General features: G+C 68.1%; 12 protein-coding genes. 10 read left to right on the top strand and 2 right to left on the bottom strand.

The window, feature by feature from the left end; genetic code table 11:
• Nucleotides 1–248 precede the first annotated feature (248 nt).
• The 5 genes from sucB (at nt 249) to HQ306_RS08375 (ending at nt 5,814) form a co-directional block, all read left to right on the top strand.
• A complete protein-coding gene (sucB, locus tag HQ306_RS08395; RefSeq protein WP_222630508.1) occupies nt 249–2,099 on the top strand; it encodes a 2-oxoglutarate dehydrogenase, E2 component, dihydrolipoamide succinyltransferase in 1,851 nt (616 codons plus the stop codon).
• A 138-nt stretch (nt 2,100–2,237) separates the two neighbouring features.
• On the top strand, nt 2,238–3,125 hold the full coding sequence (locus tag HQ306_RS08390; RefSeq protein ID WP_027505799.1) for a TIGR01777 family oxidoreductase: 888 nt from the start codon (nt 2,238–2,240) through the stop codon (nt 3,123–3,125).
• A 24-nt stretch (nt 3,126–3,149) separates the two neighbouring features.
• Entirely contained in the window at nt 3,150–3,917 is a 768-nt protein-coding gene (lipB, locus tag HQ306_RS08385) for a lipoyl(octanoyl) transferase LipB (RefSeq protein ID WP_056445660.1), read from the top strand.
• 24 nt (nt 3,918–3,941) lie between these two features.
• On the top strand, nt 3,942–4,979 hold the full coding sequence (gene lipA / locus HQ306_RS08380) for a lipoyl synthase (RefSeq protein ID WP_027505797.1): 1,038 nt from the start codon (nt 3,942–3,944) through the stop codon (nt 4,977–4,979).
• Nucleotides 4,980–5,061: 82 nt separating this feature from the next.
• The gene (locus HQ306_RS08375; RefSeq protein WP_056445665.1) at nt 5,062–5,814 is read left to right on the top strand and encodes a DUF4191 domain-containing protein; all 753 of its coding nucleotides are present in this window, start codon (nt 5,062–5,064) and stop codon (nt 5,812–5,814) included.
• Between the two features lie 69 nt (nt 5,815–5,883).
• Here HQ306_RS08375 and HQ306_RS08370 read toward each other — a convergent pair whose 3' ends face one another.
• Nucleotides 5,884–6,357, bottom strand: coding sequence for an RDD family protein (locus HQ306_RS08370; RefSeq protein WP_222630506.1), 474 nt, complete (start codon nt 6,355–6,357; stop codon nt 5,884–5,886).
• A gap of 226 nt (nt 6,358–6,583) precedes the next feature.
• Here HQ306_RS08370 and glnA point away from each other — a divergent pair, with 226 nt between their 5' ends.
• The 5 genes from glnA to HQ306_RS08345 all read left to right on the top strand — a co-directional run bounded on the left by glnA (nt 6,584) and on the right by HQ306_RS08345 (nt 11,890).
• Nucleotides 6,584–8,020, top strand: coding sequence for a type I glutamate--ammonia ligase (gene glnA, locus HQ306_RS08365; RefSeq protein ID WP_027505794.1), 1,437 nt, complete (start codon nt 6,584–6,586; stop codon nt 8,018–8,020).
• A 238-nt stretch (nt 8,021–8,258) separates the two neighbouring features.
• On the top strand, nt 8,259–8,909 hold the full coding sequence (locus tag HQ306_RS08360) for an ABC transporter permease (protein WP_027505793.1): 651 nt from the start codon (nt 8,259–8,261) through the stop codon (nt 8,907–8,909).
• A complete protein-coding gene (locus HQ306_RS08355; protein ID WP_056445669.1) occupies nt 8,902–10,107 on the top strand; it encodes an ABC transporter ATP-binding protein in 1,206 nt (401 codons plus the stop codon). Before HQ306_RS08360 ends, HQ306_RS08355 begins: the two co-directional genes overlap by 8 nt.
• A complete protein-coding gene (locus tag HQ306_RS08350) occupies nt 10,104–10,916 on the top strand; it encodes an ABC transporter permease (RefSeq protein ID WP_027505792.1) in 813 nt (270 codons plus the stop codon). Before HQ306_RS08355 ends, HQ306_RS08350 begins: the two co-directional genes overlap by 4 nt.
• Nucleotides 10,916–11,890: a glycine betaine ABC transporter substrate-binding protein gene (locus HQ306_RS08345; protein WP_027505791.1), complete on the top strand. Its 975-nt coding sequence runs from the start codon at nt 10,916–10,918 to the stop codon at nt 11,888–11,890. The genes HQ306_RS08350 and HQ306_RS08345 overlap by 1 nt, the downstream gene beginning before the upstream one ends.
• A gap of 87 nt (nt 11,891–11,977) precedes the next feature.
• On the opposite strand, the gene HQ306_RS08340 is transcribed toward HQ306_RS08345, so the two are convergent.
• Nucleotides 11,978–14,992, bottom strand: a complete 3,015-nt coding sequence (locus tag HQ306_RS08340) for a bifunctional [glutamine synthetase] adenylyltransferase/[glutamine synthetase]-adenylyl-L-tyrosine phosphorylase (protein ID WP_056445676.1) — start codon at nt 14,990–14,992, stop codon at nt 11,978–11,980.
• Nucleotides 14,993–15,008 lie beyond the last annotated feature (16 nt).

Genomic DNA, 15,008 nt, shown 5'->3' with positions numbered 1-15,008 from the left:
CGGTCCACACCATCATCCGGACGGCACGCCGACCCCACCGAGCGCGAACCGTCTCACGAAGTGACAGGATGATCGGGCATCGCGTGAACCATCTCACGGTGCGCGTCACCCGTTACCGGCACAACTCGCCGCGAGAACGGTGCGACGCGGCCACAATGGTCCACGTACCGCGACCGGCTAGACACCACACCCGCTAGCGACCACGAGTCGCTACACCCGTACTACAACTTGTCGAGGAGTCAACAGACATGACCTTCTCCGTCCAGATGCCAGCTCTCGGTGAAAGCGTCACCGAGGGGACTGTCACACGGTGGCTGAAACAGGAGGGGGACACGGTCGAAGTCGACGAACCCTTGCTCGAAGTCTCCACCGACAAGGTGGACACGGAGATTCCGTCTCCGGCAGCGGGTGTCCTGACCAAGATCGTCGCGCAGGAGGACGACACCGTCGAGATCGGCGGTGAGCTCGGTGTCATCGGTGACGCGGACGAGGCACCGTCCGACGGCGACGACTCGAGCAGCGACGACTCGAGCAGCGACGAAGCCGACGCAGGCCCGTCCGACGCCGCCGAGCAGGCGTCCGTCGAGGGCGAGAGCGAGGCCGACGCGCCCGCACCCGACAGCGACGACGACGGCGGTGCGAGCAGCGGTTCCACCGGTGGCGGCGACGGCACTCCCGTCACGATGCCCGAACTGGGCGAGTCCGTCACGGAGGGCACCGTCACCCGGTGGCTCAAGGCCGTCGGCGACGAGGTCGCCGTGGACGAGCCGCTCCTCGAGGTCTCCACCGACAAGGTCGACACCGAGATCCCGTCCCCGGTCGCCGGCACCCTGCTCGAGATCAGCGCCGAGGAGGACGACACCGTCGAGGTCGGCGGCCAGCTCGCCGTCATCGGTTCCGGTGCTCCCGCGAAGAAGGAGTCCGCGCCCGAGCCCGAGCCGGAGCCCGAGAAGAAGCCCGAGCCCGAGAAGAAGCCGGAACCCAAGGCCGAAGCGAAGCCCGCCGAGAAGCCCGCCAAGCAGGCCGATCCCGAGCCCGCCGGCGAGGTCTACACGCCGGAGCCGAAGTCCGAGAGCAAGTCCGAGAACTCCTCGAAGTCCGAGTCCGAGGCGCCTGCAGGTGATTCGAACGCAAGCGGTTCCAGCCCGTACGTCACTCCCCTGGTGCGCAAGCTCGCTACGGAGAACGACGTCGATCTGAACTCCGTCAAGGGCACGGGCGTCGGTGGACGCATCCGCAAGCAGGACGTCCTCGCCGCAGCCGAGGCGAAGAAGGCCCCGGCCGAGGAGAAGGCCGCTCCGGCTGCCGCAGCTCCCGCCGCGTCCGCCAAGCCCTCGGCACCGTCCACTGCCGGCGTGCGGCCCGAACTCGCGCACCTGCGCGGTTCGACGCAGAAGATCAACCGCATCCGGCAGATCACCGCCAAGAAGACCCGCGAGTCGCTGCAGACGTCGGCGCAGCTCACGCAGGTGTTCGAGGTCGACCTGACCAAGGTGGCAGCACTGCGCACCCGCGCCAAGGCCACGTTCAAGGAGCGCGAGGGCGTCAACCTGACGTTCCTGCCGTTCTTCGCGAAGGCCGTCGTCGAGGCGCTCAAGGTTCACCCCAACGTGAACGCGAGCATCGACGAGGAGAAGAAGGAGATCACGTACCACGACGCCGAGCATCTGGGTATCGCGGTGGACACCGAGCAGGGCCTCCTCTCCCCCGTCATCCACAACGCGGGCGACCTGTCGCTGGCCGGCATCGCACGCGCCATCGCGGACATCGCGGCACGGGCACGGTCGAACGGCCTCAAGCCGGACGAGCTGTCCGGTGGCACGTTCACCATCACCAACATCGGCAGCCAGGGCGCCCTGTTCGACACGCCGATCCTGGTTCCGCCGCAGGCCGCCATGTTGGGCACCGGGGCCATCGTCAAGCGCCCGGTCGTGGTGACCGACGCCTCGGGCAGCGAGTCCATCGGTGTCCGCTCCATGGCGTTCCTGCCGCTCACCTACGACCACCGTCTCGTCGACGGCGCCGATGCGGGTCGCTTCCTGACCACCATCAAGCACCGCCTCGAGGAGGGCGCGTTCGAAGCCGACCTCGGCCTCTGACGCTTCTTCGGTAATCTCGGAAGTCCCCGACACTTCGCAGCCCCGACCTCCGGGAATCTGTGACCTGTCGAACGAGGGGGCACTCGCTGCACACCGTGCAGTGGGTGCCCCCGTCGCCGTCCCAGGAGGCAGTCACTCGTGCGCATCGTCATCGCAGGTTCGTCCGGACTCATCGGCACGTCGCTCGTGGCGGCGTTGCGCAGCGGAGGGCACGACGTCTTCCGCCTCGTCCGCCGTGCACCCGCGGGACCGGACGAGATCGGCTGGGATCCCACCGCCGGGTCACTCGACCCGGAGGCTCTCCAGGGCGCCGACGCCGTGGTGAACCTGTGCGGTGTCGGGATCGGTGACAAGCGGTGGACCGGTGCGTACAAGCAGGCCGTCCGCGACAGTCGCATCGTCCCCACCGAGGTGATCTCCCGCGCCGTCGTCGAGGCGAAGGTGCCGACGCTCGTCAACGCCAGCGGCATCAACTTCTACGGTGACACCGGCGACACCGTGGTCGACGAGACGGCGCCGGTCGGTACGGGCTTCCTCGCCGAGGTGTGTCGCGACTGGGAGGACGCCACGTCCTTCGCGGCCTCGAACGGCGTCCGGGTGGTGTTCCTGCGCAGCGCTGCCGTCCTGTCCCGGCACGGCGGCATGATGGGCAAGCTCCGCCCGCTGTACCTCTTCGCGCTGGGCGGTCGGCTCGGCAGCGGCCGCCAGTACTTCCCGTGGATCTCACTGACGGACGAGGTCCGGGCGATCGTCTTCACCCTCGAGAATCAGGACATCACCGGACCGGTCAACCTCCAGGGGCCCGCACCGGTGACCAACGCCCAGTTCAACAGCGCCATGTCGCGAGCGGTGCATCGCCCGGCACCGTGGATGGTGCCCGGGTTCGCGATCTCCGCGATCATCGGCGAGTTCGCGAACGAGGCCATCCTGCACAATCCGCGAGCCATCCCCGCGGTGCTCGAGAAGCACGGATTCACGTTCGAGCACAACACCATCGGAGAGGCGCTCGCGGACACCGTCGGCTGACCCGGCGGCGTACTCTTCGATGTCATGATCACCCGCTCCGCCCGCGCCGACTCCCGGCCGATGCTCGTGCGTTCGCTCGGCACGATCGACTACCTCGACGCTCTCGAGATCCAGCGCGAGGTCGCCGGCCGTCGTGCCGAGAACGTCGGCGCCGACGAGTTGCTGCTTCTCGAGCACCCCGCCGTCTTCACCGCGGGTCGGCGTACGGCTCCCGAGGATCGGCCGCGCGATGGCACCCCCGTCATCGACGTCGACCGTGGCGGCAAGATCACCTGGCACGGTCCCGGGCAGCTGGTCGGCTATCCCATCGTGCGGCTCGCGGAGCCCGTCGACGTCGTTCGGTACGTCCGGCTGATCGAGGAGGCACTCATCGCCGTGTGCACCGATCTGGGCCTCGAGGTCGGGCGTATCGACGGCCGTTCCGGCGTCTGGCTCGCGGCCGGCGAGGTGCGCGGAGCCCGAAATTCTGGTCCGGGACGGCAGCCCGAACGCAAGGTGGCTGCCATCGGGGTCCGCGTGCAGCGGGGTGTGGCTCTGCACGGCTTCGCCCTGAACTGCAATGCGTCCCTGGAGGGCTTCGGCACCATCGTTCCGTGCGGTATCGCGGACGCCGGCGTCACCACACTGTCGGACGAACTCGGCCGCGACGTGACCGTCGACGAGGTCACTCCGGCGGTCACGCAGCGCATCCTGGACGCACTCGACGGTCGCCTGCCGTTGGCGGTGCACGATCTGGACAGAACGCCCGTCGCACCCACGCCACGCTTCACCACGGTGAACTTCGGCGGATGACCCCCCGCGAGTAGCATCGATGCGGTGACCGTCGCACCCGAGAACTCTCCTGCACAAGCTCCGAACGGACGCAAGCTTCTCCGCCTCGAGATCCGAAACGCGGAGACCCCGATCGAACGCAAACCGTCGTGGATCAAGACCCGCGCGAAGATGGGCCCCGAGTACTCCGAACTCAAGGGACTCGTCAAGCGCGAGGGACTGCACACGGTGTGCGAAGAGGCCGGGTGTCCCAACATCTACGAATGCTGGGAAGACCGCGAAGCCACGTTCCTCATCGGCGGTGAGCAGTGCACCCGTCGCTGCGACTTCTGCCAGATCGACACCGGCAAACCTGCCGACCTCGATCGGGACGAGCCGCGCCGCGTGGCCGAGTCGGTGCAGGCGATGGGTCTGCGCTACTCCACCATCACGGGTGTCGCCCGCGACGATCTCGAGGACGGCGGCGCCTGGCTGTACGCCGAGACCGTCCGTGAGATCAAGCGCCTCAACCCCAACACCGGTGTCGAGCTGCTGATCCCCGACTTCAACGCCGACCCCGACCAACTGGCCGAGGTCTTCTCCTCGCGCCCCGAGGTGCTCGCGCACAACGTGGAGACGGTGCCGCGCATCTTCAAGCGCATCCGTCCCGCGTTCCGCTACCAGCGCAGCCTCGACGTCATCACCGCGGCGCGCGACGCCGGCCTGGTGACCAAGTCGAACCTGATCCTGGGCATGGGCGAGACCTACGAGGAAGTCACGCAGGCGATGCAGGACCTGCACGACGCCGGCTGCGACATCCTCACCATCACCCAGTACCTGCGCCCGTCGCCGCGGCACCATCCGGTCGACCGGTGGGCCAAGCCGGAGGAGTTCGTCGAGCACTCCAAGGCCGCCGAGGCCATGGGCTACGCCGGCGTCCTCGCCGGTCCCCTGGTCCGCTCCTCGTACCGCGCGGGTCGCCTCTACGCGCAGGCCATGGCTCACCACGGCCGTGCGATCTCCGAGAACATGTCCCACCTCGAGCACGGCGGCGAGGCGTCCCAGGAAGCCAGCTCGCTGATGGCGCGCCTGGCAGCCCGCTGACCCCACACCCCCAGCGACACCACGCGGCCCGCCGTCCTACCGGATGGCGGGCCGCGCTGCGTCTGCGCCTATCCTGGGAGCCATGGCGAACGGCGGTACAGCAGGCAAGGGCAAGGCCTCGAAAGAGGCGAAGGCCGCGGCGAAGGCAGCACGCAAGCAGGCCTCGAAGGAACGGCGCTCCCAGTTGTGGCAGGCCTTCCAGATGCAGCGCAAGGAGGACAAGCTCCTCCTGCCGCTGATGATCGGATCGGTCGTCGGCATGGCGGTGCTGTTCTTCCTGATCGGGCTGATCTTCGGGATCGAGTGGCTCCTGCTGCCGTTCGGGCTCCTCATCGGTGTGCTCATCGCGTTCGTGATCTTCGGTCGCCGCGTGCAGAAGTCGGTGTACGGCAAGGCCGAGGGCCAGGCCGGCGCCGCCGCGTGGGCACTGGACAACCTGCAGGGCGGGTGGCGTGTCAAGACCGCCATCGCCGGCACCACGCAGCTGGACGCCGTGCACCGCGTCATCGGTCGTCCCGGCGTCATCCTGGTGGCCGAGGGCGCACCGCAGCGCGTGAAGGCACTGCTGGCGCAGGAGAAGAAGAAGACCGCACGCCTCGTCGGCGACACCCCGATCTACGACGTCGTCGTCGGCAACGACGAGGGCCAGGTGCCGCTCTCGCAGCTGCAGAAGTACCTGACCAAGCTGCCGAAGAACATCGACAGCAAGCGCATGGAGACCATTGAGTCACGGCTCTCGGCGCTGGGCGCCCGCGGTGGCCCGGCACTCCCCAAGGGACCGATGCCGGGCGGCGCGAAGATGAAGGGTGTGCAGCGCACCATCAAGCGTCGCTAGTGGCCTCCGGCCCTGTGCGCCTTGTGCGTACCCAGGGATGCGCAAAGGGCGCACGAGGGGTGAGCCCCACTACCGGGACATGAGGAGTGCGGTGCCCGTCGCGCGGTCGTGCATGCCGCGGCTGTCGATGTCGGTGATGACGGCGGGCACCACGAAGGCGATGAAGACCTGACGCACCAGCGCGCGCACGACTCCCACGCGGCCCGGAGCGTCGATGCGCGCCACCTGCATGCCCATGCAGAACTGACCGGGCGTGAAGGAGAACAAGCTCAGGGACACGAATCCGAGCAGGAACCACACTCCCAGGGTCAGGGTCGACAGGTTGCCCCCGGCGACGCTGCCGCCGAGGAACAGCGCGGACACACCCATCGACATCAGCCAGTCGATGGCCAACGCCGCGACACGCCTCGGTGTCGGCGCGAGCGAACCCGGCCCCACCTTGGGAAGTCCCAGGTACTCGCCCTGGTAGGCCTGCTGCTCGTGGTCACCGTCGGGCAGCGCGGCGGCGGGGCCCGAGAGCCACGATCCGGTCATCCGTGCCATGAGTGTTCTCCATACTGGTGTGAGTGCGGGGCCATTGCTCCAGGATAGGTGTCGCCCCGGCGGGAGGGTCCTCCCACCGGCCACCAGCTGCGACGACGGGACGCGTAACACCGACGAAACACGGACTTGACGGTGAGGCAACACCACTTCCCTACCGTCGGCGTGGCGCAGCTGCCGCACTCACACAGACGTCGCGGACCAGCACTCGACAAGAAGGAGTTCCAGCGTGGATTTCACCACGGCCGAAGAGGTCATCAAGTACATAGCGGATGAGAGCGTCGAGTACGTCGACATCCGTTTCACCGATCTCCCGGGTATCCAGCAGCACTTCTCGATCGCGGCGAAGGCGTTCACCAAGGACACCCTCGAAGACGGTCTCGCGTTCGATGGCTCGTCCGTGCGTGGCTTCCAGTCGATCCACGAGTCGGACATGATGCTGCTTCCCGACTACGGCACCGCTCAGATCGACCCGTTCCGTCACGCCAAGACTCTGAACATGGACTTCTTCGTCCACGATCCGTACACCCGCGAGTCCTACAGCCGCGACCCCCGCAACGTCGCGCGCAAGGCCGAGGAGTACCTCGCCAGCACCGGCATCGCCGACACCGCGTTCTTCGGTCCCGAGGCCGAGTTCTACATCTTCGACTCGGTGCGCTACGACTCCCAGATGAACGGCGCGTTCTACGAGCTCGACTCGAGCTCCGGCGCCTGGAACACCGGCGCCGAGACCGAGGCCGACGGGTCCCCCAACCTCGGCTACAAGGTCCGCCCGAAGGGCGGCTACTTCCCCGTCGCGCCGTACGACCACTACGTCGACATCCGCGACGCCATCTCCACCAACCTGCAGAACGCGGGCTTCGAGCTCGAGCGCGGCCACCACGAGGTCGGCACCGGCGGCCAGCAGGAGATCAACTACAAGTTCAACACCATGCTGCGTGCAGCCGACGACCTGCAGCTGTTCAAGTACATCGTCAAGAACACCTGCTGGCAGCACGGCAAGTCCGCGACCTTCATGCCGAAGCCGCTCTTCGGTGACAACGGCTCGGGCATGCACGTCCACCAGTCGCTCTGGAAGGACGGCAAGCCGCTCTTCTACGACGAGAAGGGCTACGCGGGTCTGTCGGATCTCGCTCGTCACTACATCGGCGGCATCCTGCACCACGCGCCGTCGCTGCTGGCGTTCACGAATCCGACGATCAACTCGTACCACCGCCTGGTGCCGGGCTATGAGGCCCCCATCAACCTGGTGTACTCGGGCCGTAACCGCTCGGCCGCCGTCCGTATCCCCACCACGGGCAACAACCCGAAGGCCAAGCGTCTCGAGTTCCGCGCGCCCGACGCGTCCGGTAACCCGTACCTGTCGTTCGCCGCGCAGATGATGGCCGGCCTGGACGGCATCAAGAACAAGATCGAGCCGCTCGCTCCCGTCGACAAGGACCTCTACGAGCTCCCGCCCGAGGAAGCGAAGAACATCCCGCAGGCACCCACCTCGCTGCCTGCCGTGATCGACCGCCTCGAGGCCGACCACGAGTACCTCACCGCCGGTGGCGTCTTCACCACCGACCTGATCGAGACCTGGATCTCGCTCAAGCGTGAGAACGAGATCGCGCCGGTGAACCTCCGTCCGCATCCGTACGAGTTCCAGCTGTACTACGACTGCTGAGTCACGCTCCACCACGTCGAGCCCGCTCCGGACCCTGTCCGGCGCGGGCTCGCGTCGTTTCCGGGACGATTCGGGAACGATGCGGACACGACTCGACCGAAAGCTGGATTGAACTCCGAACTTTCGGGGTAGACACGGGTGTCCGCTGTGTTCCGGGTGACGATCCACCCGGCCGCCGGACGTCGTGGCACCACCACAGTCGCGTCTCTCCTGTTGCCGAGCGAAGGATCTGCACCTGATGGATGCTCTGTGGGACTTCATCGTCGGCCGCCGAAGGCAGCTCGCGATCGATTCCTATCTTCACGTCTCCGCCGTCGTCCAGTGTGTCGTCATCGCGACCATCCTGGGTGTCGCCATCGGAGTTCTCGTCTACCGCAGTCCCGCCGGCTCCGCCGTCGCCACCGCTCTCGCGAGCACGGTGCTCACCATCCCGTCGTTCGCGCTGCTGGGACTGCTGATTCCCATTCTCGGTCTCGGCGTCAAGCCGACCGTCACCGCGCTGGTGCTGTACTCGTTGCTGCCGATCATCCGGAACACGGTGGTCGGACTCGACGCGGTGAATCCGGCGGTCAGCGATGCGGCACGCGGTATCGGCATGAGCCGAGCCACCGTGTTGCGTCGCATCGAGATTCCTCTCGCCTGGCCGTCGATTCTCACCGGGATGCGCGTCAGCACTCAGATGGCGATGGGCATTCTCGCCATCGCCGCGTACGCCAAGGGCCCCGGCCTCGGCAATCTCCTGTTCTCCGGCCTCGCCCGCGTCGGCAGCCCCACCGCAGTTCCCCAGGCCCTCACCGGCACCGTCCTGATCGTCATCCTGGCGCTGATCCTCGACGGGATCTACGTCCTGATCGGCAAACTCACCACCTCGAGGGGTATCCGTGACTGACACGACTCGCACCACCACCGGAGCAGAGATCGTCCTCGAGGACGTGACGAAGTCCTACCCCAACCAGAAGGCCGCCGCGGTCGACCACGTGTCGCTCACCATCCCCGCGGGTGAGGTCGTCGTGTTGGTGGGACCGTCGGGCTGCGGCAAGACGACGACGATGCGGATGATCAACCGCCTCATCGAGCCCACGTCCGGCCGGATCACGATCGGCGGCAAGGACGCGCTGTCCATCGATCCGAACGAGCTGCGACGCACCATCGGCTACTCGATCCAGCAGGCCGGCCTGTTCCCGCACATGACGATCGCGCAGAACGTCGGCATGGTCCCCGGGCTCATCGGGTGGAACAAGAAGAAGATCTCCGACCGCACCGACGAGATGCTCGATCTGGTCGGACTCGATCCGGGCCAGTACCGCGAGCGCTACCCGCGCCAGCTCTCCGGTGGGCAGCAGCAGCGCGTGGGTGTGGCCCGCGCTCTGGCGGCCGACCCCCCGGTGCTGTTGATGGACGAGCCGTTCGGTGCCGTCGACCCCATCACCCGCGGCCTCCTGCAGGACGAGCTGATGCGCCTGCAGGCCGAGCTGGGCAAGACGATCGTCTTCGTGACACACGACTTCGACGAGGCCGTCAAGCTGGGCGACCGGATCGCCGTCCTGGGCAACCAGTCCCGCATCCTGCAGTACGACACCCCCGAGGCCGTGCTGGCCAATCCCGCCGACGAGACGGTGGCCGGCTTCGTCGGCGCCGGTGCGGCTCTCAAGCAGCTCACCCTCATGCGTGTGCGCGACATCGAGCTCAGCGATGTTCCCGCCTTCGGTGAGGACGAGCCCGTCGAGACGATGAACCGGGCGCTCGGCACCGATCCGGAGGCGTGGGGTCTCATCCTCGACTCCCGCAAGCGGCCCATCCGGTGGACCGACCGTCGTCACCTCGCCGGCGTGGGCAGCCTCCGCGACGTCGGTGTGCCGATCGGTGAGCTCGTGTCGATCCAGTCCACGCTGCAGGACGCGCTCGAGGCCCTGCTCGCCGAGGGCAACGCGACGGCGACCGTGACGGGCAAGCGCGGCGAGTACGTCGGCACCGTCACCATCGAGGCACTGATCGACACCATCAAGACCATCCGTTCGCAGCACGCGCACGACCACGACGACGTGGTCGACGCGGGCGCGGCGTCCGTCTCCGGCGCGTCGTCGTGACGGCGTCGGTCGAGGCGTCCGTCGTCGACGATCCCGCCGACGCAGAGGGCGATGCGAAGTCCGCGGCCAGGGCAGCGCGGCGAGCCGAACGGATCCGTCTGGTCGTCCAGCCCGCACTGGTTCTCGTCCTCGTGGTGGTCACGCTGGTCTACGCCCTCACGCGTGATCTCACGGCGACGCAGGCGGCGACGATCAACGTCGCCACGATCTCCCAGCGCGTTCTCGAGCACGTCCTGATCACGTTCGTCGTGACGGCACTCGTCGTGCTGATCGCGGTGCCCCTCGGAATCATCCTCACTCGCAACGGCTATCGACGACTCGCTCCCGTCTTCATCGGTATCGCGAACATCGGTCAAGCAGCGCCTGCCGTCGGCCTGCTCGTCCTGTTGTTCCTCGCGACCGGCAGCACCGGGTTCTGGGTCGGTGTCCTGCCCATCGCGTTCTACTCGCTGCTCCCGGTGCTGCGGAACACCATGCTGGGGTTCCAGCAGGTGGACGCCAGTTACATCGATGCCGCACGCGGACAGGGCATGTCGGGCTCCGGCATCCTGTGGCGCATCGAGTTCCCACTCGCGGTGCCGTACATCCTCGCCGGCCTGCGCACCTCTCTCGTGCTGGCGGTCGGTACCGCCACGCTGAGCTTCCTCGTCGGCGCCGGCGGCCTCGGCGTGCTCATCGACACCGGGTACAAGCTCAATCAGCCGCTCATCCTCGTCGTGGGCGCCGTGCTCGCGGTGGCGCTGGCGTTGCTCGTCGACTGGTTGGGCGCTCTCGCCGAGGCCTTCCTCGGACCGAAAGGACTGCGCTGATGCGCCGTACCCTGATCGCACTGTGCGCGGTCTCCACCCTCGCCCTCACCAGCTGCGGGCTGCAGTCCGGCAGCGCGGTGCCCCTGGCCGTCGAACCCGGAAGCATCACGGCGCAGCCGGGTCTCGAAGGTGCCGAGCTCACCGTCGGTTCCAAGGACTTCACCGAGCAGATCATCCTCGGCTACATCCTGGAGTTCGCGCTCGAGGCGGCGGGGGCGAACGTCCGCGACCTGACCAACATCTCGGGATCCAACAGCACGCGGCAGGCCATGATCAGCGGCCAGGTCGACGTCACCTACGAGTACACCGGCACCGGCTGGATCAACTACCTCGGCAACGAGACTCCCATTCCCGACGCGACAGAGCAGTACGACGCGGTGCGCGACGCGGACAAGGCGAACGGCATCGTCTGGGTCAACCCGGCGCCGATGGACAACACGTACGCACTCGCGATGAACCAGCAGACGGCGCAGGAGACCGGCGTGAAGACGCTGTCCGACTACGCCGCCCTGGTGCAGCGTGATCCCGCCGCCGCGGCGGTGTGCGTGGAGACCGAGTTCAACTCCCGCCAGGACGGTTTCCCCGGCATGGCGGCGGCGTACGGCTTCGACGCGAACGCGGTGAACCGCCAGATCCTGCAGACGGGCATCATCTACCAGGCGACGGCGGACGGCTCGCAGTGCAAGTTCGGCGAGGTGTTCACCACCGACGGCCGCATCAAGGGCCTCGACCTGGTGGTCGTCGAGGACGACAAGCTGTTCTTCCCGCGCTACAACGCGACGGTGAACCTGCGTCAGGAGATCGCCGACCGCTACCCGGAGATCGCGGAGATCACCGCGCCGGTGTCCGCGGCGCTCACCATCGACGCCATCACCGAGCTGAACAAGCAGGTCGACGTCGACGGCCGGGAACCCGCCGAGGTGGCGCGTGACTGGATGGTGCAGCAGGGTTTCGTCACCGCCGGGGCCGACTGACACCGAGGTACACATACTGCACAGAAGACGACCCCGCCTGGCACAGTCGGCCGAGCGGGGTCGTTCTCTGTGCAGAACCGGTACGGGTCAGGAACCGAACGCGCGTTCCACCACGGCCTTGGCCCGACGGGTGACGCGCAGGTAGTTGTCGAGGAACTCCCCCGCGTCGCCACTGGGCCAGCCGGCCACCTGCGCGACGGCCGACAGCACCTTGCCGGGAGCCGGCAACTGATCGGTCGGCTTGCCGCGCACCAGGACCAGCGCGTTACGGGCCTTCGTGGCCGTGAGCCACGCCTGGCGCAGGAGGTCGACGTCGCCCGGGCTCATGAGCTCCGCGGCGCCGATCGCGTCGAGGCACTCCAGGGTCGACGTGTTGTGCAGCGCCGGAATGCGGTGGGCGTGACGCAGTTGCAGCAACTGCACGGTCCACTCGACGTCGGCCAGTCCCCCGCGCCCCAGCTTGGTGTGCGTCTTCGGGTCGGCTCCCTTGGGCAGTCGCTCCGCGTCGACCCGGGCCTTGATGCGCCGGATCTCGCGGACGGCGTCCTCGGAGACTCCGCCCTCGGGGTACCGGATGCGGTCGGCCATGAGCAGGAACCGGATTCCCAGGTCCTGATCGCCGGCGACCTGGTGGGCGCGGAGCAGGGCCTGCACCTCCCACGGCTGCGCCCACTGCGAGTAGTACGCGTCGTAGGCCGAGAGTGTGCGCACGACAGGCCCGTTGCGCCCCTCGGGACGCAGTCCGGTGTCCACCTCCAGCGGCGGGTCCTGGCTCGGCGAACCCAGGAGCTTGCGGACACGATCGGCGATGGCGTTGGCCCACTTGACGGCGTCGCTGTCGTCGGCGCCCTCGGCCGGCTCGCACACGAACAACACGTCGGCGTCGGACCCGTAGCCCAGTTCACCACCACCGAGTCGACCCATGCCGATGATGGCGATCGACGCGGGAGCGGTGCCGCCGCGCTCGGCGACGGACGCACGGACCGCCGCGTCCAGGGCGGCGTTGATGACCGCTGCCCACACCGAGGACAGCGCCCGGCACACCTCGGGGACCTCGAGCAGTCCGAGGATGTCCGCCGAGGCGACCCGCGCCAGTTCGTAGCGACGCAGGGACCGCGCCGCCGCGACCGCGCGTACCGGATCGTCGTAGCGCGCAGAGGACTTCAGGATGGCGCCGTACGTCTCGGTGGGATCGACGTCGAGCAGTTTGGGGCCGGTCGATCCGTCGGCGAAGAGCCGGATGACCTCCGGCGCGTTGACCAACACACCGCGCAGGTACTCCGACGACCCGAGCACCTGCATCAGGCGCTGCGCCACCGGGCCCTCGTCGCGGACCAGCCGCAGGAACCAGGACTGCTCGGCGACCTCCTCGGACAGCCGTCGGTAGGCCAGCAGGCCCGCATCGGGATCCGGTGTGTCGCCCAGCCATTCGAGCAGCGTCGGCAGCAGCAGGGACTGGATGCGACCCTTGCGCGCACCCATGCCGACGAGTGCGCTCAGGTGTCCGAGCGCGTTCTGTGGAGCCGAGTAGCCGAGCGCCGAGAGCTGCCGGATCGCGGAATCCGAACTGAGGCGCAGCGAGTCGCTGTCCAGCCGGGCCACCGATTCGAGCAGAGGGCGATAGAACAGCCGAGCGTGCAACCGCCGGATCCGCTGCGCGTTGCGACGGATCTCCTGGCGCAGAACGCCGGTCGCGTCGTGGTTGCCGTCGGGACGCATGTGGGCGGCGCGGGCGAGCCAGCGCATCGCCTCGTCGTCGTCGTCCGGCGGCAGGAGGTGCGTGCGCTGCAGCTTCTGCAGCTGCAGCCGGTGCTCGATGAGGCGGAGGAACTCGTAGGACGCGGTGAGGTTTGCCGCGTCGTCACGCCCGATGTAGCCGCCGGTGGCGAGAGCGGACAGCGCGGCGACGGTACCGCGTTCGTGGAGGGAGTCGTCGGCTCGTCCGTGCACGAGTTGCAGCAGCTGGACGGCGAACTCGACGTCACGCAGGCTGCCGCGCCCCAGCTTGATCTCGCGCTCGCGCAGCTCGGCCGGCACCATCTCCTCGACGCGGCGGCGCATCGCCTGCACCTCGGGGACGAAGTCCTCGCGCTCACTGGCCACCCACACCATCGGCGTCACCGCGTCGACGTAGGCCTGGCCCAGCTCGGCGTCACCGGTCATGGCACGCGCCTTGAGCAACGCCTGGAACTCCCAGGTCTTCGCCCACCGCTGGTAGTACGCCAGGTGCGAGTCGAGAGTGCGGACCAGTTCGCCCTGCTTGCCCTCGGGACGCAGTGCGGCGTCGACCTCGAAGAAGGCGGACGAGCCGATGCGCATCATCTCGCCGGCCATGCGGGTGGCGAGGGAGTTGGAGGGTTCGGCGACGAAGACGACATCGACGTCGCTCACGTAGTTCAGTTCCTGCGCACCGCACTTGCCCATCGCGATGACCGCGAGTCGGACCGAGCAGGGCCCGTCGGGGAACGTGACGGTGACGGCCACCGACAGTGCCGCGGTGAGCGCCGCGTCCGCCAGATCGGACAGCTGACGACCGACCACCTCGTAGGGCACGACGGGCTCGTTCTCCACGGTCGCCGCGAGATCGGCGGCGGCCAGGATCATGAGGTGGTCGCGGTACGCCGTACGCAGCGCGATGATGGCCTTGGGTCCGGTCAGCTCGGCCCGGAACACCTGACCGAGGGCGTCGTCGCCCGTCTCCGCGACGGCACCGACGCTCGCGAGCATCGAGTCGCGCAGCTCGTCGGCCGTGGGCAACGACTCCGTGCAGGTGGTGAGCAGGCGCCACTTCTCCGGCTCGGACACCAGGTGGTCACCGAGAGCGCTGGACGATCCGGCGAGAGCGAACATGCGGCCGCGCAGACTCTTGTCGGTGCGCAGGCGGGCGTCGAGGTCGGACCAGTTGTCACCGAGATCCTCGGCGAGGCGCGCGAGAGTGCGCAGCGCGAGATCGGCGTCGGGCGAGCGCGACAGCGACCACAGCAGCTCGGTGCTGTCCTCGTCGGTCCAGCCCAGGAGCGACAGGTTCGCCGGGGCCGACGCCTCGACGAGACCGAGCCGTCCGGGGCTGGGCACGGTGGAACGGGAACTGGGCGGAATCACGGGCGAGCCTCCACCA

Source organism: Rhodococcus sp. BP-160, from assembly GCF_019836205.1.
In the GTDB taxonomy this organism is placed as follows: Bacteria; Actinomycetota; Actinomycetes; order Mycobacteriales; family Mycobacteriaceae; genus Rhodococcoides.
This window is presented reverse-complemented; position numbering and strand designations above follow the sequence as displayed.

What these genes read in the sequence shown, in the direction of transcription:
- sucB (WP_222630508.1), top strand. Translation starts at nt 249, where the DNA reads ATGACCTTCTCCGTCCAGATGCCAGCTCTCGGTGAAAGCGTCACCGAG.
- lipB (WP_056445660.1), top strand. Translation starts at nt 3,150, where the DNA reads ATGATCACCCGCTCCGCCCGCGCCGACTCCCGGCCGATGCTCGTGCGT.
- HQ306_RS08375 (WP_056445665.1), top strand. Translation starts at nt 5,062, where the DNA reads ATGGCGAACGGCGGTACAGCAGGCAAGGGCAAGGCCTCGAAAGAGGCG.
- HQ306_RS08370 (WP_222630506.1), bottom strand. Translation starts at nt 6,357, where the DNA reads ATGGCACGGATGACCGGATCGTGGCTCTCGGGCCCCGCCGCCGCGCTG.
- HQ306_RS08360 (WP_027505793.1), top strand. Translation starts at nt 8,259, where the DNA reads ATGGATGCTCTGTGGGACTTCATCGTCGGCCGCCGAAGGCAGCTCGCG.
- HQ306_RS08345 (WP_027505791.1), top strand. Translation starts at nt 10,916, where the DNA reads ATGCGCCGTACCCTGATCGCACTGTGCGCGGTCTCCACCCTCGCCCTC.